28 protein-coding genes and 2 pseudogenes are annotated in these 26,062 nt (G+C 62.1%); 10 read left to right on the top strand and 20 right to left on the bottom strand.

Annotated features, from left to right (window positions below; translation table 11 throughout):
* Positions 1 to 80: 80 nt before the first annotated feature.
* The 3 genes from HAV18_RS12780 to HAV18_RS12770 all read left to right on the top strand — a co-directional run bounded on the left by HAV18_RS12780 (position 81) and on the right by HAV18_RS12770 (position 3,357).
* Positions 81 to 512, top strand: coding sequence for a nuclear transport factor 2 family protein (locus HAV18_RS12780; protein WP_166956031.1), 432 nt, complete (start codon positions 81 to 83; stop codon positions 510 to 512).
* Positions 509 to 1,921, top strand: coding sequence for an MFS transporter (locus HAV18_RS12775; protein WP_166956028.1), 1,413 nt, complete (start codon positions 509 to 511; stop codon positions 1,919 to 1,921). Before HAV18_RS12780 ends, HAV18_RS12775 begins: the two co-directional genes overlap by 4 nt.
* A gap of 194 nt (positions 1,922 to 2,115) precedes the next feature.
* Positions 2,116 to 3,357 (top strand): hypothetical protein, encoded by a 1,242-nt coding sequence (locus HAV18_RS12770; protein WP_166956025.1) that lies wholly within the window; start codon positions 2,116 to 2,118, stop codon positions 3,355 to 3,357.
* A gap of 85 nt (positions 3,358 to 3,442) precedes the next feature.
* Here HAV18_RS12770 and HAV18_RS12765 read toward each other — a convergent pair whose 3' ends face one another.
* Both HAV18_RS12765 and HAV18_RS12760 read right to left on the bottom strand, forming a co-directional pair.
* Positions 3,443 to 4,063, bottom strand: a complete 621-nt coding sequence (locus tag HAV18_RS12765; protein WP_166956022.1) for a hemolysin III family protein — start codon at positions 4,061 to 4,063, stop codon at positions 3,443 to 3,445.
* Positions 4,064 to 4,253: 190 nt separating this feature from the next.
* Complete coding sequence (locus tag HAV18_RS12760; RefSeq protein ID WP_166956019.1) at positions 4,254 to 4,640, bottom strand: helix-turn-helix transcriptional regulator; 387 nt, start codon at positions 4,638 to 4,640, stop codon at positions 4,254 to 4,256.
* Between the two features lie 78 nt (positions 4,641 to 4,718).
* Here HAV18_RS12760 and HAV18_RS12755 point away from each other — a divergent pair, with 78 nt between their 5' ends.
* Both HAV18_RS12755 and HAV18_RS12750 read left to right on the top strand, forming a co-directional pair.
* Positions 4,719 to 5,933: an MFS transporter gene (locus HAV18_RS12755; RefSeq protein WP_347814751.1), complete on the top strand. Its 1,215-nt coding sequence runs from the start codon at positions 4,719 to 4,721 to the stop codon at positions 5,931 to 5,933.
* Complete coding sequence (locus tag HAV18_RS12750; RefSeq protein ID WP_166954205.1) at positions 5,908 to 6,081, top strand: hypothetical protein; 174 nt, start codon at positions 5,908 to 5,910, stop codon at positions 6,079 to 6,081. Before HAV18_RS12755 ends, HAV18_RS12750 begins: the two co-directional genes overlap by 26 nt.
* 117 nt (positions 6,082 to 6,198) lie before the next feature.
* Here the strand turns inward: HAV18_RS12750 and HAV18_RS12745 are convergent, their stop codons facing one another.
* The 4 genes from HAV18_RS12745 to HAV18_RS12730 form a co-directional block, all read right to left on the bottom strand.
* Positions 6,199 to 6,405, bottom strand: coding sequence for a YbdD/YjiX family protein (locus tag HAV18_RS12745; protein WP_166956013.1), 207 nt, complete (start codon positions 6,403 to 6,405; stop codon positions 6,199 to 6,201).
* A 12-nt stretch (positions 6,406 to 6,417) separates the two neighbouring features.
* A complete protein-coding gene (locus HAV18_RS12740; RefSeq protein ID WP_166956010.1) occupies positions 6,418 to 8,496 on the bottom strand; it encodes a carbon starvation CstA family protein in 2,079 nt (692 codons plus the stop codon).
* A gap of 501 nt (positions 8,497 to 8,997) precedes the next feature.
* Complete coding sequence (locus HAV18_RS39890) at positions 8,998 to 9,177, bottom strand: MbcA/ParS/Xre antitoxin family protein (protein ID WP_233634927.1); 180 nt, start codon at positions 9,175 to 9,177, stop codon at positions 8,998 to 9,000.
* Between the two features lie 635 nt (positions 9,178 to 9,812).
* Positions 9,813 to 10,499: a hypothetical protein gene (locus HAV18_RS12730; RefSeq protein WP_078041801.1), complete on the bottom strand. Its 687-nt coding sequence runs from the start codon at positions 10,497 to 10,499 to the stop codon at positions 9,813 to 9,815.
* 138 nt (positions 10,500 to 10,637) lie between these two features.
* On the opposite strand from HAV18_RS12730, the gene HAV18_RS12725 reads away from it, so the two are divergent.
* On the top strand, positions 10,638 to 10,883 hold the full coding sequence (locus HAV18_RS12725) for a helix-turn-helix domain-containing protein (RefSeq protein ID WP_078041802.1): 246 nt from the start codon (positions 10,638 to 10,640) through the stop codon (positions 10,881 to 10,883).
* A gap of 100 nt (positions 10,884 to 10,983) precedes the next feature.
* Here the strand turns inward: HAV18_RS12725 and HAV18_RS12720 are convergent, their stop codons facing one another.
* The 4 genes and pseudogenes from HAV18_RS12720 to HAV18_RS12705 all read right to left on the bottom strand — a co-directional run.
* Entirely contained in the window at positions 10,984 to 11,292 is a 309-nt protein-coding gene (locus HAV18_RS12720) for a hypothetical protein (RefSeq protein WP_232338819.1), read from the bottom strand.
* Positions 11,293 to 11,476: 184 nt separating this feature from the next.
* Positions 11,477 to 13,174, bottom strand: coding sequence for a site-specific integrase (locus HAV18_RS12715; RefSeq protein WP_078041803.1), 1,698 nt, complete (start codon positions 13,172 to 13,174; stop codon positions 11,477 to 11,479).
* A 427-nt stretch (positions 13,175 to 13,601) separates the two neighbouring features.
* Positions 13,602 to 14,261: pseudogene (gene tnpC / locus HAV18_RS12710) on the bottom strand (IS66 family transposase); the annotation flags it as partial.
* Positions 14,261 to 15,162, bottom strand: a pseudogene (locus HAV18_RS12705) (DUF4158 domain-containing protein); the annotation flags it as partial. The pseudogenes tnpC and HAV18_RS12705, both read right to left, overlap by 1 nt.
* Before the next feature lie 189 nt (positions 15,163 to 15,351).
* On the opposite strand from HAV18_RS12705, the gene HAV18_RS40380 reads away from it, so the two are divergent.
* Together HAV18_RS40380 and HAV18_RS40375 are read left to right on the top strand one after the other, a co-directional pair.
* A complete protein-coding gene (locus HAV18_RS40380; protein ID WP_060369815.1) occupies positions 15,352 to 15,762 on the top strand; it encodes an IS5 family transposase in 411 nt (136 codons plus the stop codon).
* Complete coding sequence (locus HAV18_RS40375) at positions 15,654 to 16,169, top strand: IS5 family transposase (RefSeq protein WP_407062423.1); 516 nt, start codon at positions 15,654 to 15,656, stop codon at positions 16,167 to 16,169. The genes HAV18_RS40380 and HAV18_RS40375 overlap by 109 nt, the downstream gene beginning before the upstream one ends.
* Positions 16,170 to 16,683: 514 nt before the next feature.
* On the opposite strand, the gene HAV18_RS12695 is transcribed toward HAV18_RS40375, so the two are convergent.
* The 10 genes from HAV18_RS12695 to HAV18_RS12650 form a co-directional block, all read right to left on the bottom strand.
* A complete protein-coding gene (locus HAV18_RS12695) occupies positions 16,684 to 18,078 on the bottom strand; it encodes a phosphatidylserine/phosphatidylglycerophosphate/cardiolipin synthase family protein (protein WP_243771614.1) in 1,395 nt (464 codons plus the stop codon).
* A 162-nt stretch (positions 18,079 to 18,240) separates the two neighbouring features.
* Positions 18,241 to 19,167 (bottom strand): hypothetical protein, encoded by a 927-nt coding sequence (locus HAV18_RS12690; protein WP_373421638.1) that lies wholly within the window; start codon positions 19,165 to 19,167, stop codon positions 18,241 to 18,243.
* Between the two features lie 105 nt (positions 19,168 to 19,272).
* Positions 19,273 to 19,479, bottom strand: coding sequence for a CsbD family protein (locus HAV18_RS12685; RefSeq protein ID WP_006413567.1), 207 nt, complete (start codon positions 19,477 to 19,479; stop codon positions 19,273 to 19,275).
* Positions 19,480 to 19,657: 178 nt separating this feature from the next.
* On the bottom strand, positions 19,658 to 20,083 hold the full coding sequence (locus tag HAV18_RS12680; RefSeq protein WP_006413534.1) for a PRC-barrel domain-containing protein: 426 nt from the start codon (positions 20,081 to 20,083) through the stop codon (positions 19,658 to 19,660).
* 658 nt (positions 20,084 to 20,741) lie between these two features.
* A complete protein-coding gene (locus tag HAV18_RS12675; protein ID WP_166956007.1) occupies positions 20,742 to 20,912 on the bottom strand; it encodes a hypothetical protein in 171 nt (56 codons plus the stop codon).
* 407 nt (positions 20,913 to 21,319) lie between these two features.
* Positions 21,320 to 21,493 (bottom strand): CsbD family protein, encoded by a 174-nt coding sequence (locus HAV18_RS12670; protein ID WP_006413535.1) that lies wholly within the window; start codon positions 21,491 to 21,493, stop codon positions 21,320 to 21,322.
* A gap of 141 nt (positions 21,494 to 21,634) precedes the next feature.
* Positions 21,635 to 22,105 carry a PRC-barrel domain-containing protein gene (locus HAV18_RS12665; RefSeq protein ID WP_006413551.1) on the bottom strand — a complete coding sequence of 157 codons (471 nt, stop codon included), beginning with the start codon at positions 22,103 to 22,105 and terminating at the stop codon, positions 21,635 to 21,637.
* Between the two features lie 243 nt (positions 22,106 to 22,348).
* Positions 22,349 to 23,635 carry an NRAMP family divalent metal transporter gene (locus HAV18_RS12660; RefSeq protein ID WP_043280791.1) on the bottom strand — a complete coding sequence of 429 codons (1,287 nt, stop codon included), beginning with the start codon at positions 23,633 to 23,635 and terminating at the stop codon, positions 22,349 to 22,351.
* A 467-nt stretch (positions 23,636 to 24,102) separates the two neighbouring features.
* Positions 24,103 to 24,372, bottom strand: a complete 270-nt coding sequence (locus HAV18_RS12655) for a hypothetical protein (RefSeq protein WP_006413603.1) — start codon at positions 24,370 to 24,372, stop codon at positions 24,103 to 24,105.
* A 105-nt stretch (positions 24,373 to 24,477) separates the two neighbouring features.
* Entirely contained in the window at positions 24,478 to 24,696 is a 219-nt protein-coding gene (locus HAV18_RS12650; RefSeq protein WP_006413571.1) for a hypothetical protein, read from the bottom strand.
* Positions 24,697 to 25,048: 352 nt separating this feature from the next.
* On the opposite strand from HAV18_RS12650, the gene HAV18_RS39885 reads away from it, so the two are divergent.
* Together HAV18_RS39885 and HAV18_RS12640 are read left to right on the top strand one after the other, a co-directional pair.
* Positions 25,049 to 25,303: a hypothetical protein gene (locus HAV18_RS39885; protein ID WP_243771613.1), complete on the top strand. Its 255-nt coding sequence runs from the start codon at positions 25,049 to 25,051 to the stop codon at positions 25,301 to 25,303.
* Positions 25,304 to 25,436: 133 nt separating this feature from the next.
* Positions 25,437 to 25,865 (top strand): carboxypeptidase-like regulatory domain-containing protein, encoded by a 429-nt coding sequence (locus HAV18_RS12640; protein ID WP_241331359.1) that lies wholly within the window; start codon positions 25,437 to 25,439, stop codon positions 25,863 to 25,865.
* The last annotated feature ends 197 nt before the right edge of the window (positions 25,866 to 26,062 follow it).

Here is a 26,062-nt window from a genome sequence, read left to right as displayed (position 1 = left end):
ACGTTTCGGGTCGACGTGAAACGTCTCGCGACGGCGCGCCCATACAGTAGGTTCCGTTATCGATACTTCCGGAACCCGTCATGACACACGCCGACGCCGATGCCCGGCACATTTATGAAGGCTGGCACGCGGCCGTCGTCGCGCGCGACCTCGATGCGCTGATGGCGCTGTATGCCGACGACGCGGTGCTCGAAACGCCGCTGATCGTCGTCACGCTGCCCGATCACGGCTCCGGCGTGCTGCACGGCAAGGCCGCGATCCGCGCATTCTTCGCGGCCGGCCTGCGCAATCCGGGCAACAGGCTCGGGCGCTGGTACCGCACCGGGCTGTTCTTCTCGAACGGCCGCCAGCTCACGTGGGAATATCCGCGCGCGACGCCGGAAGGCGACCAGGTCGACCTCGTCGAGGTGATGGACTTGCGCGACGGGCTGATCGCGCATCATCGCGTGTACTGGGGATGGGTCGGGTTTCTCGCGCTGCGGGCCGCCGCGCCGGCGCCCGACCGCGCATGACGGCCGCCGCGCCGAACCGTGCCGCGGCCCACCGCGTGCTCGCCGCGACCTGCCTGAGCTACACGCTCGTGCTGCTCGATGCGTCCATCGTCAACGTCGCGCTCACCGACATCGCCCACACGTTCGGCAGCCGCGTGGCCGGCCTGCAATGGATAGTGAACGCTTACACGCTCGCGTTCGCGAGCCTGCTGCTGACGGGCGGCACGCTCGGCGACCGGCTCGGCGATCGCACCGTCTATGTCGCAGGGCTCGCGATATTCGTCGCCGCATCCGCGCTTTGCGGCGTCGCGCCGACCCTCCCGGCGCTCGCGATCGCCCGCGCGTTGCAAGGTGTCGGCAGCGCGATGCTGGTGCCCTGCTCGCTCGCGATGCTCAACCGCGCATTCCCCGAGCCGGCCGCGCGCGCATCGGCGATCAGCCTGTGGATGGGCTGCGGCGGCATCGCGATGGCGTCGGGCCCGCTGATCGGCGGCCTGCTGATCCATCTGTTCGGGTGGCGCAGCCTCTTCTTCGTGAACCTGCCGCTCGGGCTTGCCGGCATCTGGCTCGGCCGCACGGTCGCGCGCGCCGCCGGCGACGCATCGCGGCATTTCGACTGGGGCGGCCAGGTCGCGGCCATCGTCGCGATCGCAGCGCTGATCGGCACGCTGATCGAAGGCCCGTCGCTCGGCTGGCGCTCGGCGCCGATCGTCGGCGGCGCGGCGACGAGCGCCGTCGCGTGGATCGCGTTCATCGCGATCGAAGCGCGGAGCCGCGAACCGATGCTGCCGCTCGCGTTCTTCCGCAACCGGCTGTTCGCCGGATCGACGTTCGTGTCGATGGCTTCGGCGTTCGTGTTCTACGGCTTGCTGTTCGTCCTCAGCCTGTTCTATCGGCAAGTCCGCGGCGCGAGCCCGCTCGACACCGGGCTCGCATTCCTGCCGATGACCGCGATGGTTGCGCTCGGCGGACTGTGCTCGGGCAGGCTCGTTGCGCGCTTCGGTGCACTCGGCTCGATGTGCGCCGCGTTCGCGCTCTATGCGGCCGGCGCGCTCGGCATGATGGGAATCGGTGCGACGACACCGGCGTGGCTCGCCGTCGCGCCGATGCTCGCGATCGGATTTGCATCGGGATTCATCTCGCCGGCCGCGACGTCGCCGGCGCTCGGGACGGTCGACCGCCGCCGCGCCGGCGTGGCGGCGGCCGCGCTGAACGCGGCGCGGCAGAGCGGATCGGCGCTCGGTGTGGCGATCTTCGGCGGGTGCATCGCGACGCTGCAGCCGTTTCCGGTGGCGATGCGGGTGGCGTTGCTGGCCGCCGTGGTGATATCGGCGTCTGCCGTGCCGGTGTGGTGGATCGCGACAAGGATAAGCAAAGCGCCGAAAGTCGGCGCTCACACGGCCGGGATTCGTGTCGCAGAAGGCGAGTAGTTCATTAGCCCGAAGCGACAGCGTGTCACGACGAACAGCGCCGCGCGCCGACGGATCTTCCTGGACACATCCCCAGGTTCATCGCGAACCGTCGACATCCGCGTTGCGAACACAACGATCTCGCGTACTGGTGTGCCGACGTGCGTTCCGCCACAATATCAGCCGCCACAGCACATCAGCGCGGGGAAACAACAATGCCAAAAATCAGCGTCACGACACGCCAACTCCCTGTCGGTCAGGGTGGAATGATGATTTCGCTCGTCAAGAACTCAGTCGATGCGTCATCGGCGCCTTTCACCTTCATGTTCGACTGCGGATCGCTCAATCGCCTGCATCTGAACAACGGGTTCAAACGACTCGACGAGAAAAAGGTCGACATTCTGTTCATTTCCCATCTGGACGGGGATCATGTCAACGGTGTCGACATGCTGACGCACCACCTCGAGTCGATCGACACTGTAGTGCTGCCGTGCCTCGATTCCACGACCATCGCCGCCTACGTTCTCGCCGAAGCGAGCAAGGCAGAGATGACAACCGAATTCGGCAATTTGCTGAGCGATCCGGCAAAGTGGTTCGGTGAGCGCAATGTGCGACGGGTCATTTTCTTGCGGCGCCCGACTGACGACGAGATACAGGTGCGGCCCGGCACCGGAAGGAGCGCCTCGATCAGGCTGAGTAATCCAAATTTCCGGAATGGTCTGACCGTGACGCTGCAATCACGCAACTTGTCGACGATATCGGCACAGGCAGCAAAGACCGCGGAATTGATCGAAGCCGATGCCGACACCGTTATCGATATCGCATCGTCGAAAGATACATCGACGGCCCTCTGGACACTGATTCCTTACAACCATCCATTCGACGACAAGCTCGTCAATGCATTCCATGCCGCAGCGGGAACCGTGATCAAGGGCATGCGCAAACCTGGCGCGGCGGCCGATCCATCCGTCACGCCAGCCATATTGCGAGCGATCAAGAACAAGCCCGAACGAGACGTACTCAAGGCCTGCTACCGGATTCTCGACAACGACGGGAATGTGCCGTCGTTAAGCCTATATAGCGGCCCGCCGGCCGTTGCCCCCAAGTTGGCGGTGAAAACGCCCGACTTCCCCACCCCTCAGGCCGGATGGCTGACCACCGGCGATGCGAAACTGAAAGCCACCTGGATCCAGAAGCCATGGATGGAGCGCTATGCCGACGTGTTCGACAAGGTTGGCCTGTTCGTACTCCCGCATCACGGAAGTGACTACAGCATCGACCAGAGCGTCCTGAAGCGCCTTTCTCATGCATCAATGCTCTCCTGCGCGGATTCAAAAAGCACGAAGCATCCTCACAAGAAAGTGGTGGAAAAGATGGAAGCGCTGAAGATCTCCCACCACATCGTTTCCGAGAAGCCGGGGAGCGAATACCAGACAATCGTCAACGTCGAGATATGAGTCCCCGGGCCAACCCGATGCCCGTGCGATCGTCGACCAGGGATCGGTCGACGCAGGGCCGGCGACGGCTGACGCCGCCTTCCGCTCACGCCACGTACATCGCGACACTGACGAACTGGCACAGGCTCCCGGCCAGCACGAACAGATGCCAGATACCGTGCCCGTGACGGATACGCTCGTCGTTGATGAAGAAGTAGATCCCAGCACTGTAGATGAGGCCGCCCGCCACGAGCCACGCGGTGCCGACCGGCGGCAGCGCATGGATCAGCGGACGCACCGCGACGAGCGCCAGCCAGCCCATCGCCACGTACAGGATCATCGACAGCATCCGCGTGCGCCGCCCGAGCGTCAGTTCCTGCACGATGCCGAACACGGCGAGCCCCCAGCTCACGCCGAACAGCGACCAGCCCCACGGGCCGCGCAGCGTGACCAGCGTGAACGGCGTATAGCTGCCGGCGATCAGCAGGTAGATCGCCGAATGGTCGCACTTCTGCAGGATGGCTTTCAGGCGCGGGCTACGCACGCTGTGATACAGCGTCGAGATCGCATAGAGCACGAAGAGCATCGCGCCGTAGACGCTGAAACTCACCACCTTGTAGGCGTCGCCTTCGAGCGCGCCCATCGTCACCAGTGTTGCCAGCCCTGCCACCGATAGCACCGCGCCGACGAGATGGGTAATGCTGTTGAAACGCTCACCGGCATGCACGACGGGTTCCTCCTGTGCGGGTTCATCGGGGTTGAATGGCTCACATGATACCGGCCGGGAAACGAAGCCGGGTTGCGGACAGATCAAGCCCGGTACACGAACGGCTTCGCAGCGCTGCGTGCCCGGCGCATCACGCTCGCCGCCGCACGGCAAACCTGCCGGTCCCGCCAGGCGACCCTCCCGGCAGCGGTCAGCGGTCGTTGTCTGCCGGCGGCGCCCACTCGGCCACGAGCTTCAGCAGGCCGGGAAAGCGCAGATCGAGATCTTCCGTGCGCACGCGGCTGCGCCGCTCGAGCCCGTATTGACGCTGGCGCAGCACGCCCGCGTCGCGCAGCGCCTTGAAATGATGGGTGAGTGACGATTTCGGGCGATCGAAGCCGAACCAGCCGCAAGGATGGTCGTAAGCCTCGGATTCCAGCATCAGCTTGCGCACGATCGTCAGCCGCAACGGATCGGCCAGCGCGCCAAGAATGGTTTCGAGGCGGAGCTCGGCAACGTCCGGCTCCGGCAGCGGGTCGGGCAAATCCGCAGGCGCCGGCGCGATGCCGGCCGCCCGTTCAGGGTGGACTCGTTTCATGCCCGCAAGCATATCACCCTGTACGAGTTTTTTCGAACTAGGCTATAGTTCGAAAAAACTCGTACAAGGAGTGCGCTCATGTCCGACACCGCCGTTCCCCAATCGCGACCCGCAGCCTCGCGTCCCGTGCCCCGCATGGCGCACGCCGCCTGGATGGTCACCGCCGTGTTCATGCTGTCCAACTCACCGACGCCGCTGTACGTTGCCTGGCAGCGCGCACTCGGCTTCTCGTCCGGCATGCTGACCGTCATCTTCGCGCTCTATATCGCCGGCCTGCTGGGTACGCTGCTCGTCGCCGGCCAGCTTTCGGACCGTTACGGGCGCAAGCCGGTCCTGCTGCCCGGCCTCGTCGCGGCGCTGATCGCGTGCGCGTTGTTCGCGACCGCGTCGTCCGTCGCCATGCTCGCGGTCGCCCGCTTGCTGACGGGCATCGCGGTCGGCGTGATCGTGTCGGCGGGTATGGCCGCGGTGGTCGATCTCGCGGGCACCGAGCGGCGCAAGGCCGCGCTGCTCGCATCGGTCGCCATGGTGCTCGGCGCGGGGCTCGGACCGTTGCTCGCCGGGATTGCCGCGCAAACCGCCGCGCATCCGGTCGCCGTCGTCTTCGGTGTCGAGTTCGTGATCCTGCTGAGCGCATTGGCCGTCGCCCTGCGGCTGCCGCGCACCCGGCCCGCGCAGGCGCAAGGCGACACACCGCCGCTACGCCTGCCGTCCGTACCGGCCCGCAACCGGCGCCATGTCGCCAGCGGTATCGCCGTGTTCGGGCCGGGCATTACCGCGACCTCCTTCGTGCTTGCGCTGGGTCCGTCGTTGCTGGCACGCCTGCTTCACGTGCGCAGCCCGCTGCTCGCGGGCGGAATGGCCTGCGCGATGTTCATCGCCGCCACCGGTGTCCAGTTCGTCGCGCGGCGCGGATCGATCCGTACGACGTTCGTTGCGGGCACGGTCGCCACCATGCTGTCGATGGTGATGCTGTGCGTCGCCGTGCATGCGTCATCGGCCGCCGTCCTCGTCGCCGCGGCGCTCTTCGCGGGCGCGGGACAGGGCCTCGGGCAGCTCGGCGGCCTGACGCTGATCGGCCTGCATGTGTCGGACGCACGGCGCGCCGAGGCGAACGCCGTCATGAACATCGGCGGCTACCTCCCGGCGGGACTGATGCCCGTGATGACCGGGTACGCGATCGATCGCGTCGGCTTCACGGCAGGCGCGACCGGTTTTGCCGTCGCATTGACCCTGATCGCGCTCGCCGCGGGCGCCGCTGCGGTTCTTGCGCTCCGTCACGACAACGACTGACGGCTTCGCGCGAGCCGTGATGACCGGGTACGCGATCGATCGCGTCGGCTTCACCGCAGGCGCGACCGGTTTCGCCGTCGCATTGACCCTGATCGCGCTCGCCGCGGGGGCCGCTGCGGTTCTTGCGCTCCGTCACGACAACGACTGACGGCTTCGCGCGAGGAGAAGCGTTGCACGAGCCGATCGCCTTGCGACGGCATGAAAAAAGGCGTCATGACTCTCACGCCATGACGCCTTCTCTCGTCGTTCCTGCCGTTTCAACCGCTCAACAGCACTTCCCTGCACCCGACCCGTACCGCGCATTCTGACGCTCGCGGAAAAACTCCTCGTACGTCATCGGCTCGCGGTCCGGATGAGTCTCACGCATGTGCGCGACGTAGGTGTCGTAGTCGGGCAGGCCGACCATCAGCCGCAACGCCTGCCCGAGGTAACGCCCCGCGGTGCGCAGGTCGCTGCCAAGATCGCTGAACATCGCGGCCTCCCCTTAACGTCCGCTGCCGAGCGCCTGCGCGGCCGGCATCGCTTCGTACGGCGTCTCGCGCACGGTCGGCTTCGACTCGCGGCGCGCGCGCAGCACGGCGATCACGCCGTACACCGCGATCGCCACGACGACGAAGATGAACAGGCCGGCCAGCGCCGCATCGATGTAGTCGTTGAAGATGATCCGCAGCATCTGCGCGATCGACTTCGCCGGAGCCAGCACCTTGCCTTCGTCCACCGCGGCCTGCAGCTTCGCGGCGTGCGCGAGGAAGCTGACCTTCGGGTTCGCGTCGAAAATCTTCTGCCAGCCGGCGGTCAGCGTGCAGATCAGCAGCCACACGGTCGGCACGATCGTCACCCACGCATAGCGTTCGCGCTTCATCTTGAACAGCACGACGGTGCCGAGCACCAGCGCGATCGCGGCAAGCATCTGGTTCGAGATGCCGAACAACGGCCACAGCGTGTTGATGCCGCCGAGCGGATCGACCACGCCCTGGTACAGGAAGTAACCCCACGCGGCCACGCACAGCGCGGTGGCGACCAGGTTCGCGGGCAGCGACTCGGTGCGCTTGAGCGCCGGGTGGAACGTGCCGAGCAGGTCCTGCAGCATGAAGCGGCCCGCACGCGTGCCGGCGTCGACGGCCGTCAGGATGAACAGCGCTTCGAACAGGATCGCGAAGTGATACCAGAACGCCATCATCGCTTCGCCGCCGATCACCTGGTGCAGGATGTGCGCCATGCCGACGGCCAGCGTCGGTGCGCCGCCCGCGCGCGCGATGATCGTCGTTTCGCCGACGGCCTTCGCGGTCTGCGTCAGCATGTCAGGCGTCAGCACGAAGCCCCATTGCGTGACCGTGCTGGCCACCGCTTCCGGCGTCGAGCCGAGCACGGCGGCCGGCGCGTTCATCGCGAAGTAGATGCCCGGCTCGATCACGCAGGCAGCAACCAGCGCCATGATCGCGACGAACGATTCCATCAGCATCGCGCCGTAACCGATGAAGCGCGCGTTGGTTTCGTTGTCGATCAGCTTCGGCGTCGTACCCGACGAGATCAGCGCGTGGAAGCCCGAAACGGCACCGCACGCGATCGTGATGAACAGGAACGGGAACAGGCCGCCCGACCACACCGGGCCCGAGCCATCGACGAACTTCGTCAGCGCGGGCATCTTCAGTTCCGGTGCGACGACCAGGATGCCGATCGCGAGACCGAGGATCGTGCCGATCTTCAGGAACGTCGACAGGTAGTCGCGCGGCGCGAGCAGCAGCCACACCGGCAGCACCGATGCGACGAAGCCGTAGCCGATCAGGATCCACGTGAGCTGCGTGCCGGTGAACGTGAACCACGCGGCGAGCGTCGGCGAATCGTGCACATGCTGGCCGAACGCGATCGACGCCATCAGCAGCACGAAGCCGATGATCGACACTTCGCCGATGCGGCCCGGACGGATGTAGCGCGTATAGACGCCCATGAACAGCGCGATCGGAATCGTCGCGGCGACGGTGAACGTGCCCCACGGCGAATTGGTCAGCGCCTTCACGACGATCAGTGCGAGCACCGCGAGGATGATCACCATGATCAGGAACGCGCCGAACAGCGCGATCACGCCGGGCACCGTGCCGAGCTCCATCTTGACGAGATCGCCGAGCGAACGGCCGTCGCGGCGCGTCGAGATGAACAGCACGATGAAATCCTGCACCGCACCGGCGAACACGACGCCGGCCAGGATCCACAGCATGCCGGGCATGTAGCCCATCTGCGCGGCGAGCACGGGCCCGACGAGCGGACCGGCGCCTGCGATCGCGGCGAAGTGATGGCCGAACAGCACGTACTTGTTGGTCGGCACGTAGTCGAGGCCGTCGTTGTACTTGACGGCCGGCGTCATCCGCAGCCCGTCGAGCTGCATGACCTTGCTGGCGATGAAACGGCTGTAGAAACGATACGCGATCAGATACACGCAGACTGCGGCGATCACGATCCAGAGGGCACTCACGCGCTCGCCGTGTGCGAGTGCGATCGTTCCGAACGAGAACGCGCCGAGCAGCGCGACCGCGATCCAGAGCAGGGTACTGGAAGCCCGATTCATGGCGTCTCCTGGTCTCCAATGTGGTTTTAGATGGCATGCGGCGAAGGCGCCGCATACGCGTGACGTCGATGCGTCGTGCCGCCGCCTCGCAAAGGCCGCGACGATGGGCCGTAGTATTCCGTGCGACGGGGGCGGCTTACAAGCGGTTAACTACGTATGTGGAGCTACGTAGAATTACGTAGATGCTGGTTGCGTGTACATCGTCCGGCGTTGGTTTGCATAAATTTGTTCCCAAATTTTGCATAAATTTGTTCCTAGCCCCCTCCCCTGCCCCAACGTAACTACTGCATTTGTGTTTGGGCGCCCCCGGGCTCCACCCATTCCCGATCGATAGCCTCACCACATCCAGCCGCGCTTGTGCCCAAGCGCGGCAAAGCACGCGCAGACGCATCGCGCACGGCAAGTCGACATCTCACGTCGCATTGCCCCTGTATCGAAGACTGGGGCCGAGCTTAGCGTTGTGAATCACTTCGAGCAGCACTGCGCGACAATCCGAAAGGCCTACCAATAAGCCCCTGTTTGCGCGCTCGCAAGAAACCTCGCAATCAGATCTACGCCCTCAGGAGTATGAAGGTAGTCTGCAGGACATCTTCCACCGAGGGCCTGGGTCGGCGAATGAAGCCAGTTGAGAAGCCAGGGCCGTACATCAAAGCCATCCGGATTTCCGGATTCTTCGACCATCCTCTGAACCTGCACAGCAAGCATCTCCACGACGCCAGGAGGGATGCTTTGTTGATCTGAACCCGACAGTGGCAAATCCTTGCTGCTGGCTTTCTTGGTGCTGGACATATCTGTGTTGCAGGCGATTTGACGAGCGATATCTAATGCTGCGCTTAACGGACCATGGTTCCGATCAATGCCCAAGACTAGCGATCCTGACGCCCTTCGTGGAACCCGTTTATAATTGACGGTGCAAAGTACGCTTTCTGCCTCAGAACCAAAAACAGGGAGCGGAGCTTGGTGGCTGAGGATAATCCCGCACCATTCTCTGCCCCACCTCTCTATCGGATTAGCTAGCGGCCAGACAGTGTGATGATCACTAGTCGACCAATCGCGGTCCGGCTATCCGGCCCACCCGCCTCGATTGAGGCCAAGTAAGCCAGCACGGCTTTTTCTCGGCCATCCGCCACCAGACATTGGGCAGTTCTGCCATCGAATTCTGGCAGCGACTTATGCCGATACCACTCAAGCGCAATCCATAGTTTTCCGGAAACGGCCATGGCTGCCCTGATAACGCGCAGATGCTGTGCCAACCGGGAAAATGACCAAGACGCGGTTGCGGAATCGCGCTTACAGGACATTGATGTTCTCACCAGTTACTGACCCTGCGCACGAACGATGTCCGTACCTTGCGAGGTCAAGCGAAATGCATATGCTTTTCGACCTCCACTTGCTGGTGGCGCCGATGTCAATAGTCCAATAGACATCAGAAAGTCAGTGTCGCGCTTCAAGCATTTGAGCTGCTCACGGTTGCATCCGGGGGAACGGTACACGAGAGCAAGTAGTTCCCGATATTCGTCACTTAGAGATTGGGACGCCTCCCACGCCACAAGGCGATGGCGGTGACAGTACCAAATCTCCGAAGCAACGCGACGCTCCATCTGTTGCATCTCACGCGGGTCGTAAAAGGTCAACATCCGACGCTGCTTGCAATCTGCATGGCTGCATTGCAGAAAAAGATGGCCAGCCCCTTGCTCCTGCTCGCTGTCCATCCAACGTCGAAAGACGGGCTCGGCAACATGGAAGCGTTCTGCGCCAATTTCAACGGGATTTCGGAACCACGCAGTCAGTTGACGAAGGGGCACCGTCAAGTATCGGCCTCGGTACCAGACGTCGACCGATCCGTTCAATAACGTGGTCGCAACCATCTCGGCATGCCCGTGGGACACATTCTTTTTTCCAGCGTCGAACAACGAAAGCATTTCCGAGACTTCGGTGAGCCCGCCAACTACATCGCTCACTACCGACTGCACATCCGACAGCGCTCCATCGCCATACACCACTGCTAACTACTCCATCATTCATTGACGGCAAGATCGGGACAACACCCGCTCTGCATTCACTTCGTCGCTCTATTTGTCAGGCATTAATGGGTCGTAAATGCCGTGGCCAGTCGGCGATGATACCTCGACCATACCTGCATGGAAAGGGTATCGGGTCGAAGCGACACAGAAGCGCACCTCAAGCAGATAGGGAGGTCGATCCGTGCACGCCGACTCGCGCTCAACATTTCCCAAGAGTCACTCGCCCACCTCGCGAACATCGACAGAAGCCACATGGGCAAAATCGAGAGGGGCGAACGAAATGTCACGTTGCTGAATCTTCTGAGAATCTCTCGAGCGCTTGCTTGGCGACCTTCGGAGCTTCTCGCTTCGGCAGGTTTGTAACGAGGTAGCTCTGGGGCGATCGCAGCAGCTTTTGATCCGACTGGCGAAGAGTCGACCGGCTCTCAAACTCCTTATGCAAAAGGGGCACTGCCCCTTACTGTTATCCAGCCTCGCCGAATAGCTCGTCGAAACCATCACGACAGAGCCGAAGCATATCTTCCGGATCGATGTTGCGCTCAGGCTGCGCAATTTCGATCGCGGCGCGAATGATGTCGTTGACTTCCGTGAATAGCTCGTCGACACCGGATCTCACCGACTTCCGGTGTGCCTCCGTCATCGTGCCATACAAGCGCTTCCAGATCGGGATCAGCTCATCCTCGATCGTGCTCACGAAGTGAAGCATCGCATCGTGAATGTAGAGCACGTCTTGAGCACGCTTTTCCGGAGTCCGGTCGTCGCGGATCAGCATGAAAAACCAACCACTGTCAGATTTAGTCTAGTCCACCGCAGATTACACGTCGCTTTGGGGATCAACAGGAACTTGACCTAGCGGGCACCATCGATTCGTCCGTAGGCGGCGCCACCGACACATAACGCCCCAGTCCTCACGATGGCTTTCTTTGCAATCTCTGACCGCCCCTGCGCGGTCATTTTTATTTCGAACTCCTGGAGCAAAACGCCCGGTCAAACTGCCGCGCCCTCTGCGCCTCGTCACTATGCAAGTAAGTCGACGTTGTCGAAATTGACGCATGCCGTAGGTTGTCGCGCACCATGATCAGTTCCGCGCCACGCGCCAACGCATGCGTGGCATGTGTATGACGCATCCAATGCGGACTCGCCCGGCGCAATTTCTCGGCAGTTGCCGGCTGCTCAACCTCGATCGCAGCGGCCACCAGCAGGAAAAAGCGACGGATCACCCTCCAAAGACGGGTACTCTGAATGCCGGCAGCGTCTTCCTCAAGACTTGAAACTAGCGGAGTAGAAGGAATCCAGCGAGACGGCGTCACCGGCAACCCGCGCTGCATGAGCCAAAGATCCAACGCGGTTCGCGCCAGTGTCGGTAACGCAACCTTACCGGGCCTCCCGCCCTTCCCGATCACGTGCAGCCAGTGATCGCCATGTTCGTCGCGGCGGATATCGCCCAGCGTGGCGCCAACCAGTTCGCCGGCACGCAGCCCCGTCGCGTAGCCGAAGTCCAGCAGAAAGCGTAAGCGCTGAGCAGCTGGCTCGCTCCAGCCGTACGACCATTCAAGCCCGTCGGCCAGTGTGCGGACCAACAACCACTCACCCTCTGTAAAGCCGCGCGAGACGTCCAGTCCCGTATGCAACACGCCACCCCGCACCTTGACGCCAGCAAATGGGTTCGCCTGTACATAGCGCTGCTCGACCAGCCAACGAAACATCGCGGATAGCACCGTCAACGCATGCGCTGTCGACCGCGCCGATAGTGAACCGTTGAATGGCCGCCACTCGACGCTCTGTCGTGGCCGAGACGGCCCCACCCAGCGCTCCCGCGGTGTCGGCCGCCGCAAGAAACCGCGATACGCAATCGCGTCATCCGTCGTGAGCGACGACAACGCTCGACCACGCTCGACGATCGCCCATAGGATCAGCCTCTCGGACTCTTTCCTGTAGGCACGCTGCGTGGCCACCGATTCATGCAGCGACAGCCAGGACAGAACGGCCTCATAGTCGTTCGATGCGCTCAGCAGGCAGGCCGCCTGCGGTGCTCGAAATTTTCCGCACGTGCCGTCAACCTCATGCGGCACGTGCATTCGTTCCCACGGAACGATGTTCCCGGACGGTACCGCAGCGATCAACGCGCGCGCGCGCTCGGTCAAGGCCGGGTACGCAGCAAAAAACGCTTCAACGTGCCGCGCGCCGGCGGCCCCAAGACCATCGATCGTCGCCCACCAGCGGCTCCGACGTGGAATTCGGACGGTCAGGTCCGCAAGCGTTCTGATCCCGTGCGCCTGCAGGGCCACGACGACACGTGGTGGCAACCATTGGCCAATTTCATCCGAGATGAGCGGCTGGGGAACGGGTAGATGACGCAGTACATCAATGGCCTGGACGACAGCGTCCACCCCAGCTTGAGAAGGACGATCGACGAACGCGGCCGCGAGATCCTCGCGATGACGAGCTCGAGCAAACGCCACGAGTCGCCGGCGAATGCGCCCAAGGATGCTACGCGACGATGCGCCAGTTTCCCGGCGTTCGCCCAGGTAACGAGAAACTGCGGCCCGCGCCTCCAGACCGGCGTACCAGCTGCGTAGTGCGGCAAGCTCCGCCTCGTCCGGAAAGTCGGGCGTGGCTTCGTCGGCGGCGGCATGGGACTGACGCGTTTTCATGATCACCAGTTTAGATGATTTTCGATGATAGGCAGATAATAATCCTTATCTGTCCGTCATCATCAAATTGCTGACAAAGTTATTTCAATTCGTAATGGTTAGGCACGTAATACGGCCGCAATCGGCAAGCGCTTGCGGTTCGTGATGCCCTGTCACCGCCGCTCCCAGGCATCCAGATAGTGATGCGACGGGATCGTCGCAAGCTGCTCGTCGTGGATGACGGTGGAGCAGCCCCCTGAAACACCGAACACAGTCCCTCACTTACAATAACGGGTGTCTGGAGATACAGGGGCAAGTCCAGACGGGAATGCGCTCAACGGTTGCCAGTTCGTGATCGAACAGCAGGCAACGCGGCGCTTCCGGCATCGTCCATCTGTCATCAACACCACACGTCAACGTCGACGGTACGCCTGCGGCGTTGCTTACGATGCCCGGCAAGCTGCGTCGATCGGATCAGGCTCATGATCGCGGCTGCACCTTGCCCCGCGCGCAGTGAGCCGGCGAACAGCCAGTTCGAGCGGCCAGTCGCCCATGGTCGAATCTGGTTCTCCAGCCATTTATGTCGATGAGCACATGCCCGCCGTCGAGATTGCGCGTGAGCGCTTCCCAACGGTTCAGGCTGTAGTCGAGCGCCTTCGCGATCGCCGATCCTTCGGTAACGAGCTTGCGCTGGGCCACCATCCAAGCGTGCAACGCATCGACAACGGGTCTGGATCGCTGCTGGCGGCTGGCCTGTCTTCGATCAGGCTTCAGTTCGGCAATGTCACGCTCGACGTCGTAGAGTGCGCCGAAATATTTCAGCGCCTGTTCGGCGATCTGGCTCTGGTTGTTGACGTGCAGCTCGTAGAATTTCCGGCGCGCGTGAGCGGCACATCCGATTTCCGTGATACCCAGTTTGAATCCAGCCTTGTAGCCGCCATAGTCATCCCACATGAGCTTGTCACGCCACGTTCCCATGAACTTTCGGGCATGTTCGCCAGCACGGCTGCCGGCGAAGTCGTAGCACAGCCTTCGGATCGACGAATGGCGTCGTGCTGTACGCCCACAGGTAAGCTCGATGCGTCTTACCCTGGCCGGGCGACAGCATCGCCGAAGCATCTCGAGTAGGTGGTCAGTCGCGGTACAAAGCGAATACCGCATGAAACACGCGGCCTCGATCCGTCGACCCTGCGGTTCGATCCGTTTACTAATCGATGGCGGGCGGCTCGCGCAGCGGCGGGCATAATGGCGCACCATGGCATCGTTGCATTCAATCGGCCAGCTCGTTGCAGCATCGTGCATCGTGAGCAAGTTGATCTTGTCAAGAATCTCGCTCATCTGATGGGTTGAGTTGCGAAGTGGAACGGCCCATAGCCATCGCTGAAGACTTGAATGTTCACCGTGTGGTTGAGGGAGAATTTGCGCCCAACTCTCGAGTTTTTCGATGCTGACGGCACGCTCAAGCGCGTCGTGTAGTTGGTCCTCGATGTCGCGTACGGCTTGGACGACAAACTGCCTGAGCATGCGCTCCGGAGGTATCACGATGCGATGCTCGTAGAACCAATGTTTAAGATCATTCGTCAACTGCGCACGCTCTGGCCGGCCCGTGAGCTGCTCTTTGAGCCAACGGATGACATACCGACGCTGATGTTCCGCGATTGCTCGAAAATTGATGGCGTCCCGCGCAAAGCGCTGGTGGTCGGATAAGGTTTTGAGGTTGCCATCGTAGAGCGAACGTAGCGTCCCGAGGTCTGGCGGCTTCACATTCAGCTGTCGGCCAAGATGTCGCCAAAGAACAGTCGGGATCTGCTTGTACGAGCCGAGCGGCCGGCCGGTCATGCGCAGAAAGCCGATGTGCAACGCGACCGCGAGCCGAAAGAGATCGGTGCGTCTTGAATCAATGGCAACACGCTCCCGCTTGGAGAACGTGAAGAATGTGGCGAGCTCGAATTCGCTCAACTCGCGCGCACCTGCCGGATCCCGAGATAAGCCAATCGCCAGTGGTCCATCAGCGGCTCCGCATCGATGACGAGAGCAGCCAAGCGTAGCGAGGCAAAAATTGAGGTGCTACGGGGAAAGTCAGGATGGCGGCTGTAGCTGTCGAACGCCTAAGAGGCCAGTTCAAATTCCCCGTGAGGGGGCTGTTTACTTCCTCGGCGATTTGTTAACCTTGGGCACCGGAACAACGTGGGCCAAGGATGGAAGCGCCGATCATTGACGACGAGCTGTGGAAACTGATCGAACCCTTGCTGCCTGTCGTGAAGCCTCGCGCGAAGAGCGATCCGGGGCGTCCGCGTGTGCCGGATCGCGTGGCGCTCAACGGCATCCTGTTCGTGCTCAGGACAGGCATCCGTTGGAACCACTTGCCGACCCGGCTCGGCTTCGGCTCGGGTGCGACTTGCTGGCGTCGACTGGCCGACTGGCAGAAGGCTGGCGTGTGGGATCGGCTGCACGAATTGCTGCTCGACAAGCTGCGTGCGACGGGCAAGCTCGACCTCTCATATGCAGCGGTCGATTCATCGTCGATACGCGCTGTTGGGGCGGGCGAAAAACTGGCCCGAACCCCACGGATCGCGCGCGTCCGGGTTCCAAGCATCACATCCTCGTAGACGTCAACGGCATTCCCGTCGTCGCAATCCTGACCGGCGCAAACGCCAACGACGTCACGCAACTGCTGCCGCTCGTCGACTCGATTCCACCGATTCGAGGCGTGCGTGGCCGACCGCTTCAGAAACCTGGCATTGTCTATGCCGACCGTGGCTACGACTCCAAGCGACACCGGCGTGCGCTGCGCGAACGCGGCATCAAGCCCGTGATCGCAAAGCGTCGAACCGAACACGGTAGCGGACTCGGCACGTATCGTTGGGTCGTCGAACGCACTCACTCTTGGCTCCACAATTTCCGTCGTCTACGCATTCGCTTCGATCGTCGCGCGGACATTCACGAAGCGTTCCTCAAACTCGGCTGCTCGCTCGTCTGTTGGAACATCTTCAGACGTGCTGAGCAGGATTTTTGAACTGGCCTCTAAGAACGGTGTCGGAACGAAAAAGAGTTGGGGCAACAAAACGGGTGAGCCGCGATCGTTCCGGCCGCGCCGAGCGCGTTCGCCTGAATCGGGCTCAGAGGCCATATTTTTCTTGCGACCCCAAAAAATTGCTAGGTTTAGCTTATGTCAAATAGAAGTTATTGAAATGGAATCCGCGTGCCGCGGACGCTCTTTCCCGTAAAGCTGTTCCCGTTTCTATTGTAATTTGTTCCTGCTGCCGGCCACACCTGGACTTCGCTCTCAGCATCGCGTTTTCGAAGCCATCAGAGTTCATATCATCGAGGTCGAAACTGGTCCGATTCGCCCGAACCCAGAACATTACAGACGAATAGGCGAATCCGTTCCGGTTTGACTGTACGAGGCTCGCAGAACACGAGCAGCGACTGACATGCAGGGGCCGCTCATCAGCTTTATAGGCACCAGGTTTTCGGGTCTTGGCAATTTACTCGACGGATGTCCGATCTAACGCCGCGCCCTCGGGCGATTATAAAAGATGGCCCCACAGCCGGGCGGTCCACTCCTTGACACGCAGCAGTATTGACCTGTGCTTCCAGCCTTCCCTGCCGATCTCATCGGAAGCGGCCATGTCCTCGGCAAAAGCGCTCTCCATGCGTTGTGCGAATGTCTGTCCCAGGACGACTGCATTGATTTCATCATTGTCCAGCGCGCTGCGCCAATCGAGGTTGCTGGAACCGACACATGACCAGACGCCATCCACGATCGCGGTTTTGGCATGCAGCAGTGCGCCCCGCCTCTCGTAGATCTTGACGCCCGCTTCCAGCAGATCGGCGTAGTGCGAGCGGCCGGCATAAAATGCCAGCGCCGAATCGGAGCGGCCGGGGAGGATCATTCGAACATCGACGCCACGCTTCGCCGCGTCGACCAACGTGTCGACCAGTTGCGGATCCGGGACGAAGTAGGCGTTGGTGAGATACACACGCTGCTCCGCATTGCCGATTGCCGCGATGAGCATCAGATAAATGAGACTGAACGGATCGTCCGGCGTGCTTCCGACGGCGCGAACGATTTCCGGGCCTTGCGACAACAGCTGCGGAAAATAGTGGAGCTCGGCCAGCGGTTTTCCGTTTTGCGTGTTCCAGGTCTGCAGGAACAGTTTCTGAAATTGGGCAACGACCGGGCCTCTGATCTGCACGTCGGTATCGCGCCATCCGCGCGTCGCGCCTGCGTCGTCGGTCGACTCCGACCGATGCCTGCCGGAAGAGCCGCTCGAGTAGACGCTGCTGATGTTGATGCCGCCCAGAAATGCCATCCGCCCGTCGACGATCAGGAGCTTGCGGTGATCGCGATGATTCAACGCCCAAGGCTTGCGCGTCGACAACGGATTCACCGGATTGAATTCCAGCACCCGTATTCCGGCGACCCGCAGTCGATCGAAATAGGTGCTGGGCGTGCCGAGTGCGCCCACGCTGTCGTAGATCAGGTTCACCTGGACGCCGCGCGACTGCTGGGCGATCAGCGCATCGGCGAATTGCCGCCCTACGTCGCTGTCGTCGATGCCGAAGGTCTCCAGGTTGATGTGATCTTTCGCCGAGGCCATGGCCGCGAACATGGCTTGGTACGTTGCCGGACCATCCTGCAACAAGCGGACCTCATTGCCGACCACGAGCGGGCTGCCGCCGATGGCTTGCTCGAGTGCGATCTGCTTGTCGAGAAGCGCCGTATCCCCGGCATTGCGCTTCAGATCCGTGACGATGGTAGCGCTACGCTTCGCCGATAACGGTCCCCAGGCGTTTTCAAAGCGGGCCGCCTGGGTGGCGTAGCGATGGCTCAGGAACTGAGTATCGGGCAAGCTCGCGCAACCGCCTGCGCTCGCCAGGCAGCAGGCGGCTGTCGCTATCCCTGTCAGCGCCCGAATCATCATCGACGTTCCCGAAAAACCCGTACGGCCTGCCTGGCGTTATCTCGTCGCACGACGCGGCACCGTGCCGCCTCTCCCCACGTGTGCGCAACGATTGCCGTGACGAAGCGCAGTGCCCCCGGAAGCCGGCGCTTGCGTATCCGGCCTGCTCATCCCCCGAAGCTACTGCATGGTCTGTTGGCGCTGGTATTCCTCGTATTTCATCTGCATGTACTGTTGGCGATCCATCTCATGCAGTTGCCGCGGATAACGCTCGCTGGCGTCGAACCAGTCGGTCAGGCGTTGCTCCAGCTGCTTGTCGGGCGGGCTGGACAATGCACCGAGATATGCATCGATGGCCAGGTAGTAGCGCATCGTGTTGCGCTCCATGAGGCCGCGCATCCCGCCGATGTATTCCGCTTGAGCCGCGGACGGATCGGCGATGTCGGTGAAGCCGACCTTGCCGCGGCCGAAGGCGGCAAGATAGGTCTTCATCGCCAGACGGCCGATCGGACCGTAGCTATAGGCATAGGTCAGATGTAGGAACGTGCGGTCGCCGCCAAGCGCCACCGCTTCCAGCGCGATCCGATAATCGCGGGTGTTCAATGGCCCCTGGGCCGCATGGAGCCTGACCTGCAAGTAACCCGGGCCGGTGGTCGTCGCGTCGTATTCGAATTGCACCCGATAGGTCGTGCTGAGTTCTTCGGCAACTTCCTTCTTGCTGACGTTCACGATCAGTGTCTTGCCGTCGCCGCTGGTGGCACGGCAATACTTGATGTTCGGGTGCAGGATCAACGCATCGCACCAGTTCGACGGGGCTCGCGCAGGGTCATTGAACGCGCCGTTGACGGTCGCGAACGGGTAGGCCATCACCGCGTAGACCTCGCCCTTGAGCGTGGAGGACGATTCCTCGGAATCTAGATACAACGGGCGCTTGAACGCGTTGTGATCGAGGCGGGGAATCAGCTTCCGGTATGCATCGCGCAAGCTGGCCGCCTCGTCCGCAGGCGCTCCTCCCAGGCATGGCAGGTTGCACGCCATCAGCACCGACGCCATCAGCGCCGCGTTGCGTAGCGCGCGGCTGATCGGGCTTCCGGCAGGTGCACTCATCGATAGGCTCCGGCTCGTGACGGCGTGCGGATTGGCGGATCGAACGCGAGACACGTCGCGCGTCGGCGCCACCGGCGAAAGTCTCAGCATCACGACGCCTCTCGGTCACGGCTGACGCCGCGATCCATGCACGTTCTTCGCGTGCTTCCTGATCGCTTCCTTGGCGTCGCCGTACTTTTTCTGCACTTCGCCGACTGCTTGCTGGGCATCGCCTTTGACTTCCTGCTTCGTGTCGCCAGTGGTTCGGCCAATCACCTCGTTGACCTTGCCTTTTACCTTCTCTGCGACGCCCTTGACTTGATCCTTGTTCATGATGAATGCTCCGGTCACACCTGCTGGCTGGATGACCTGCCGCCCGTCGCGATCGGCGCGTCGGCCAATGCACGCGATACGGCAGGATCCGAAAAAAGCAGCAATCGCTCACCGCATTGCGCCGTCACGCTGGTGCGTGCATGGCCGCATGCCGGCCGGGCTTCCTGCGGACGTGTCGCTACATCAGCGGCGTGTTACCCGAATGAAGTGCCCACCCCCATTGCGAATCCGCCATTGCAGGCCAATGGTCCTTGTCGAATCCGGAGGCGCTCTTCATCCGCTCTTCGGTCGCATCGAGCCGGAAGCATTTCTCGTCGGTATCCAGGGTAAACGCTCCCCACGGCACGGCGAAAAGTTTGTCGCCCATCCCGAGAAAGCCTCCGCAAGACAACACGACGTATGAGATCCGGCCGCTGCATACGTCCAACATGATGTCGATAACCTTCCCGATTTCCTTGCCGTCGGACGATAGAACCTTGTCGCCAGTCAGCGTGGTGGCCGCCATGACGTTGGGGCCGGCCCCGCCGATGCTGGTTGCGTGACCGATGATCCGGGCGCCGCTGCTGTTGCTCGGCGCTTGATTGCTGGGAGAAACGAGTGACATGACCCACTCCTGTGATCATTTCGCGAAATGCCGGCGAGCCTCGCCGGCCAGTGTGACGGTGCGACGCGCACAGCGCGCTTCGCCTGCAATCGCCCGCCGTCATGCGGGCCGAACAACATGCTCGATCGGAGCAATGTTGCGTGCTGGCATGCACGCGAGTTTCGGCGACATGCCCCGCCTGAATCGTTGCGGTATCGCACTACGCATCGCTTCGAGCAGCACCGGTTTGCGGCGCCGGTGTCCACTGCTGTCGATGCGATGACATTCGAAGCGCAGCGCACGAGCGATGTGCTTCGATGTGCCATGCCGGCGGCGCCCGGCGCTGATGTGTGCTCTGGTCGCGTATCGAGCACGCGGCTAGAGAACACATCGCGAACGGTCGCGACATGCGTTCCGATCAGTTCAACCTACCCTATGCGCGAGCAACCCGGGAGTCGGTACGCTGCCGTACCCAGACGGGAACGGCTGTGATGCGGTTGCATCGCGGGAGCGGCAGCCGATCGCCTGTTGCGGCGCTGCCGTGATCTCGAGCGTCGATTGCAAATGGCAGGCCGATTTTCGGCTCATGCGGACATCGACAACGGTGCACGCGGGCTCCGACCGCGCGTGCCGGAGTCGCTCAAAGGAAGTTGGGAACGGTCAATCGGTGACGGCCGACTTAACCGATGCGATTCGGCGATCCAGGGCTGGAAAGCGTGTTGCCGGTCAGTCCCGGTCGCTGCGCATCGCGCGAAATCACGCCGTCCTCGAGTATCGCGCACATCGCGACGAGCAGCATGATCGCGACTGCCGCGAGCCCCAGATAGCCGATGATCCTGAGCGTCTTCATTTTGCTTCCTGCGATAAACGATGGTTGTCGCGATCTGGATCGTTTTGCGGTTTTACCGCCGCCGGTGTCATAGCGGTCGTTGACCTACCATCGCGTGACGGGCACGTGAACGAGACGCCCTATCTCAATCCGAAATAGCCAAGGACGAACAGAACGATAACCACGGCTCCAACGAGCCAAACAACGTTGTACATGGCAACTCCCCTCAAGTTAGACACTGACCTGATCCGCTGCGTGCGTCGCGGCAGAGGGGCGGGAATCCCGGTGCGCGAAGGACGCAACTTGACGTTTTCGCATCCGACAGCGTATGTCTGTACGGCAGTAGCCGCACGTCCGTTCGATACAGCCTCCCGGCGTGAGGCACGGTGCGAGGGGGTATGCCCCCCCCGCTAAGCCTCCGTGTTCGATCAGGTCTTTTTGACGGATTCCTTCACGTCGCCGAGATTCTTTCTCGCCTGGCCGGCCGCCTGCTGGAGATCACCCTTGACTTCCTGCTTCGCGTTACCCGTGGCTCGGCCAATGACTTCATTCACCTTGCCTTTTACCTTCTCCGCAGTTCCCTTGACTTGATCCTTGTTCATGGTAGAGCTCCAATACGTAACTGGTTCGTGGATGATGCTGCTATCGTTTGCCGTCAGGCGATCACTGGGGCTGACCGACGGATCGGTTTTCGATAAAAATCCTCTGTTGTCCCGATCGTTTTCCCGGTTGGCGAGTGCGCTTCAGGGTTCCGGCGGACGATTCGCGACAACGTCGCGCGTCGCCATCCAGTACGGCTGCCGATTGTAGAACTGGTGAAGCGACGACCCCCACTGTTCGTCTGCCATCGAGGGCCAATGGTCCTTGTCGAACGCGGGGGCATTTTTCACGTGATCCGCAGTGACGTCGAGCCGGAAGCATTTTTCGTCGGTGTCGAGAGTCAGCGCGCTCCACGGAATGGCGTAGAGTTTTCCGCCGATGCCGAGAAAGCCGCCGCTCGACAGTACGGCATAGGCGACCCGGCCGCTGCGTACGTCCAGCATGATTTCCGAAATCTTTCCGATCTCCACCTGGTCGGACGTGAAAAGCTTGTTGCCCTTGAGCGTATCGGCCTCCATCACGTTGGGGCCTGGCCCGTCGCCGGTCCCGCTGCCGATAATCGCGGCACCTGTATCGCTGGTCGATGGCCGATGGGTCGGGTCCGATATCGTCATGATTTTCTCCTGGGTTCATTTCGCGGGATACCGGCGCGGATCGCCGGATCGCCATGATGGACGGCACATACCGGTCACGCGATATGCATCGCCCCTCGTCACCATATTCGTTGCGCACCTGCCGCTCACGCGGGAAACCCATGGCATTGAACACCGAGAACGAGTGGCAACGATGCGCGCAGCCGGGATACGAAGTCGGTACGGCGCCGTACCGGGTCGCGAAAAGGAACAATCGGCCGGTGCTCAGATGAACAGGAACATCGCGATCACGGCGGCGGCCATCACCCCGGTGGAAAGCCACCCCGCCAGCCGCAGCAGCATGGGCGTGACGAAGGTGCCCATGACCTTCCGGTTCGACGCCATCAGCATCATCAGCGCCATGATCGGCACCGACGTGACACCGTTGATGACTGCGCTCCAGAACAGCGCCTTGATCGGGTCGATCGACGTGAAATCGAGTGCGAGGCCGACGACCGTCGCGAGCACGATGATCGCGTAGAACCGTTTCGCCAGTTGCGGCTCGAGCGCGAGGCTGTTTTTCCACTGGAACGTGCCGGCCATCGCGTAGGCCGCCGAGCCGGCCAGCACCGGCAGCGCGAGCAGCCCCGTGCCGATGATGCCGAGACTGAAGAGCAGGAACGCAAACTGGCCGGCGATCGGTTTCAATGCGGTGGCGGCCTGCGCCGACGTCTGGATGTCGGTGATATGGTGCGCATGCAGCGTGACCGCGGTCGTGAGAATGATGAAAAACGCAACGAGATTGGAAAATGCCATGCCGATCGACGTATCAACGCGGATGCGGCTCAGGTTTGCCGGCCCTTGCGACGGCTTTTTTGTCAACGCCTGCTGTCCATCCTTCGCCTGCAGTTCCTCGACTTCCTGGGACGCCTGCCAGAAGAACAGATACGGGCTGATGGTGGTGCCGAACACGGCGACCACCGCCGTGATGTAGCCGGCGCTCCACGAGCCGTGCGGAAGTATCGTGCGCAGGGCCACGGTCGCCCATGGGATCTGGACGGCAAAAATCACGCCGACGTAGGCGAACAGTGCCAGGGTGAGCCACTTGAGTATGCGGACATACCTGCGGTACGGCACGAACATCTGCAACACCAGCGAAAACACGCCCAGGCCGACCGTATAGGTATGCGTGGGGCCGCCGACCAACAGATGGACGGCGGCACCCATGGCTGTCAGGTCGGCTGCGATATTGATCGTGTTCGCCGCCAGCAGCAGGACGACGGTGACATACAGCAGCCACCGCGGGTAATGACGTCGCAGGTTCGTCGCGAGACCGTGGCCGCTTACCCGGCCGATTCTCGCGCTCACGACCTGAATGGCGACCATCAGCGGATAGGTCAGCAGAACGGTCCACAGCATGTTGAAGCCGAATTGCGCACCCGCCTGCGAATAGGTGGCGATGCCGCTCGGATCGTCGTCCGCTGCGCCCGTGATCAGTCCTGGACCGAGCTTCGTCAGCCACGAATCCGCCTGGCTGTCGATATCGCTGTCGAGTTTTGTGGACGGAACCATGTCGTATTCCATGAACGCCCGCGTGGCGCGACAACTGTTGATTAAAGGAGTGAAACAGCCATTCATGCCACGCACCAGGCCGGTCGCGTAGTTATGCACGGGATGTACGGGCTCGGTCTGTCCGATGCCGGACGGTTTGCTCACGCGTGTGGCACGCGGAACCGAAGCAGCCTCCGTATTGGCTCGGACCGGCCATGCGCGACTACTTGGGCCGGGCGAATTCGGGAGCAACCGGATCTGACGGTCATGCTCTGTGGAAGCCGTTATGCGTAACAGGTCCAAGCACGGCATATGAACCGCGACAAGAGCGAACGCGTGTCGACGCGGCGGTCGAAGGGACGTTTCCCGCCAGCGGTCCGCCGTTAATAGGCGGCGTCACCGAGACGATTTCCAAACCGGTCCGTCGAAAGCATCAGCGGAAGCCGTCGCACATCAAGCACCGTTAGTGCGGTTGCGCAGCGCCAGTCTCAGGGTCTTGCACAGACGACGGCAGTGAGGATGAACGGAATAACCTGATGCGCGACGGCCTTGCTGCCGGCAAGCCGGGAATGCGCCTCGACCGATTCGATCGTCGCCTTGACGACGACGCCGTAAATCGAACCCGGCAGAGGTTGTCCGGCTCCCTGCCTGAACAGCGCGTCATACTGCGCATAGGCGAACACGGCATAGACGCTGAAGCCGAACACCGTGAGCGCGGCGTCGCGGGTATGGGTTGCAGCCCCTTCTCGTTCGCGCACCGGCCATGACCGCCGGCATGCGCCCGCCGCATTCCGAAACCACCCGGACGCGCGACGCGGTGACGCGTCTCCCGTTCCGGGCGTCAGCCGACGCGCCGGCCATGCTCAAGGCGCGGCCGACTTGCCCGCTCGACGTTCGAGCATGAGGATAAGGGCAATGATGCTGACGAAATGCATGCGTTCCGGGGGCGTCAGACGGCCGTTCTCCAGCATCGATTCCAGCCGAATTCGCCAGAGTGCCAATGGCGCAGGTTCACCGAGCGTGACGCGTGCAATGAGTCGTTCAAGCGAACGCAGGTCTCCCGCGATTGCTGAGTGGGCCATGGCAACGCTCCGGTTGTCGTGAGGATCGGCGAACAGTCTATGACGACGCACGGCGCCACTCTGCCCGCTACCGTACATCGCCTGCGTACCGCTTCTAGTACGCGTTCCCGGCCGCTTGGGCCGTAGGCACGCGTCGCTGCGATCGCAATGGTTGTGCCTGGTCCTTTGTCCGCCATCGGACAGACGCCGGATCGGCTCGCTGCGAACGTGGGGCGATCGGCGCGATACTGTGCGACGAGTGTGGGGCATCGACGCCGCGTCTTGTGCACGCGCGTACAGCCTCCGCGACGCCACATGGCCACCTGCAACCGAAGCGCGGCGAGCGCAACGTCATTCATGCGGGGTATGCAACGTGACCGAAGCGATCGGATGCCTCATCTTCGGGGCCCTGCTGATTTTCATGGGACTCATCGGATCGTCGCTCGAGCGCCTGCCGCTGAGCGCGGCCATGGTGTATCTCGGGATCGGTCTTCTGATCGGACCGGCCGGCACCGGCCTCCTGTCGATGACATTGCCGGACGACGTCATGCGTTTGCGCATCGCCGCCGAAATCGGCGTGCTTATCTTGCTGTTAGCCACCGTCTTGAGACGGTATGCAATGGGATGAAGACCCAGCGTTCGGCACCGGACAGACATGCTGCGCGAATAGCCGCATTGGTAAAAGGCGAGCCGGCCCTGTCGGTCGGACCGGCGCTGTCGCCACATCACGACTCCCCGCCGCATCCTCCAGGAGATCCCTCATGAAAACTTCCGTATCCCTAATTCTTGCATTCCTTCTGAGCGCCCCGTTCGTTGGAGTCGCTCCGGTTTCAGCCGACGACAACCTTCCTCCGATGCACCGCACCGAACAGGTCACCTATTTGTCGGGCGGTATCGGACTCGATCAATCGGTCGCCATCAAAGGCGCCATGCGAGACTACGCTCTCGTGCTCACCTTCGTCCGCCGAGCCCCAAGCGGAAACGAATACTTGTCCGACGTACTGGTGACAATCACGGACATGAAAGGCAAGACGGTTCTGGAGACACCGTCGGATGGCCCGTTCATGCTGGCCAATCTGAAGAACGGTCGTTATGCGATCAATGCCAGCTACAACGGCCAGTCCGAGCGATACATCGTGAACATTTCGGCATCCCGGCCCGCACGCCATACGTTCACCTGGTTCATGTAGACATGAGCACCCGCCTCTCGGAGGACGGGCGGCTGTCGGTGCAGCGTCCTTTTGCGATGATCTTGCCGTAATGCAACGCGCCCGAAATCGCGCGCGACGCGCGCAAGTGGAATGTGCGCCAACGGACAGACTGTGCCCACGGATCACGCGCATAACGGGCAACCCCCTGTTCCTGTCGCTACCGCTGCATTGAAGCA

Origin of the sequence: Burkholderia sp. D-99 (assembly GCF_011605345.1) — a bacterium.
GTDB lineage: Bacteria > Pseudomonadota > Gammaproteobacteria > Burkholderiales > Burkholderiaceae > Burkholderia.
This window is presented reverse-complemented; position numbering and strand designations above follow the sequence as displayed.

Excerpts from the sequence above, each read along its gene's own strand:
- HAV18_RS12780 (WP_166956031.1), top strand. The coding sequence starts at position 81 with ATGACACACGCCGACGCCGATGCCCGGCACATTTATGAAGGCTGGCAC.
- HAV18_RS12775 (WP_166956028.1), top strand. The coding sequence starts at position 509 with ATGACGGCCGCCGCGCCGAACCGTGCCGCGGCCCACCGCGTGCTCGCC.
- HAV18_RS12770 (WP_166956025.1), top strand. The coding sequence starts at position 2,116 with ATGCCAAAAATCAGCGTCACGACACGCCAACTCCCTGTCGGTCAGGGT.
- HAV18_RS12760 (WP_166956019.1), bottom strand. The coding sequence starts at position 4,640 with ATGAAACGAGTCCACCCTGAACGGGCGGCCGGCATCGCGCCGGCGCCT.
- HAV18_RS12755 (WP_347814751.1), top strand. The coding sequence starts at position 4,719 with ATGTCCGACACCGCCGTTCCCCAATCGCGACCCGCAGCCTCGCGTCCC.
- HAV18_RS12745 (WP_166956013.1), bottom strand. The coding sequence starts at position 6,405 with ATGTTCAGCGATCTTGGCAGCGACCTGCGCACCGCGGGGCGTTACCTC.
- HAV18_RS12740 (WP_166956010.1), bottom strand. The coding sequence starts at position 8,496 with ATGAATCGGGCTTCCAGTACCCTGCTCTGGATCGCGGTCGCGCTGCTC.
- HAV18_RS39890 (WP_233634927.1), bottom strand. The coding sequence starts at position 9,177 with ATGGTCGAAGAATCCGGAAATCCGGATGGCTTTGATGTACGGCCCTGG.
- HAV18_RS12725 (WP_078041802.1), top strand. The coding sequence starts at position 10,638 with ATGGAAAGGGTATCGGGTCGAAGCGACACAGAAGCGCACCTCAAGCAG.
- HAV18_RS12720 (WP_232338819.1), bottom strand. The coding sequence starts at position 11,292 with ATGCTGATCCGCGACGACCGGACTCCGGAAAAGCGTGCTCAAGACGTG.
- HAV18_RS12715 (WP_078041803.1), bottom strand. The coding sequence starts at position 13,174 with ATGAAAACGCGTCAGTCCCATGCCGCCGCCGACGAAGCCACGCCCGAC.
- HAV18_RS40380 (WP_060369815.1), top strand. The coding sequence starts at position 15,352 with ATGGAAGCGCCGATCATTGACGACGAGCTGTGGAAACTGATCGAACCC.
- HAV18_RS12695 (WP_243771614.1), bottom strand. The coding sequence starts at position 18,078 with ATGATTCGGGCGCTGACAGGGATAGCGACAGCCGCCTGCTGCCTGGCG.
- HAV18_RS12690 (WP_373421638.1), bottom strand. The coding sequence starts at position 19,167 with ATGAGTGCACCTGCCGGAAGCCCGATCAGCCGCGCGCTACGCAACGCG.
- HAV18_RS12685 (WP_006413567.1), bottom strand. The coding sequence starts at position 19,479 with ATGAACAAGGATCAAGTCAAGGGCGTCGCAGAGAAGGTAAAAGGCAAG.
- HAV18_RS12680 (WP_006413534.1), bottom strand. The coding sequence starts at position 20,083 with ATGTCACTCGTTTCTCCCAGCAATCAAGCGCCGAGCAACAGCAGCGGC.
- HAV18_RS12675 (WP_166956007.1), bottom strand. The coding sequence starts at position 20,912 with ATGAAGACGCTCAGGATCATCGGCTATCTGGGGCTCGCGGCAGTCGCG.
- HAV18_RS12670 (WP_006413535.1), bottom strand. The coding sequence starts at position 21,493 with ATGAACAAGGATCAAGTCAAGGGAACTGCGGAGAAGGTAAAAGGCAAG.
- HAV18_RS12665 (WP_006413551.1), bottom strand. The coding sequence starts at position 22,105 with ATGACGATATCGGACCCGACCCATCGGCCATCGACCAGCGATACAGGT.
- HAV18_RS12660 (WP_043280791.1), bottom strand. The coding sequence starts at position 23,635 with ATGGTTCCGTCCACAAAACTCGACAGCGATATCGACAGCCAGGCGGAT.
- HAV18_RS12650 (WP_006413571.1), bottom strand. The coding sequence starts at position 24,696 with ATGGCCCACTCAGCAATCGCGGGAGACCTGCGTTCGCTTGAACGACTC.
- HAV18_RS12640 (WP_241331359.1), top strand. The coding sequence starts at position 25,437 with ATGAAAACTTCCGTATCCCTAATTCTTGCATTCCTTCTGAGCGCCCCG.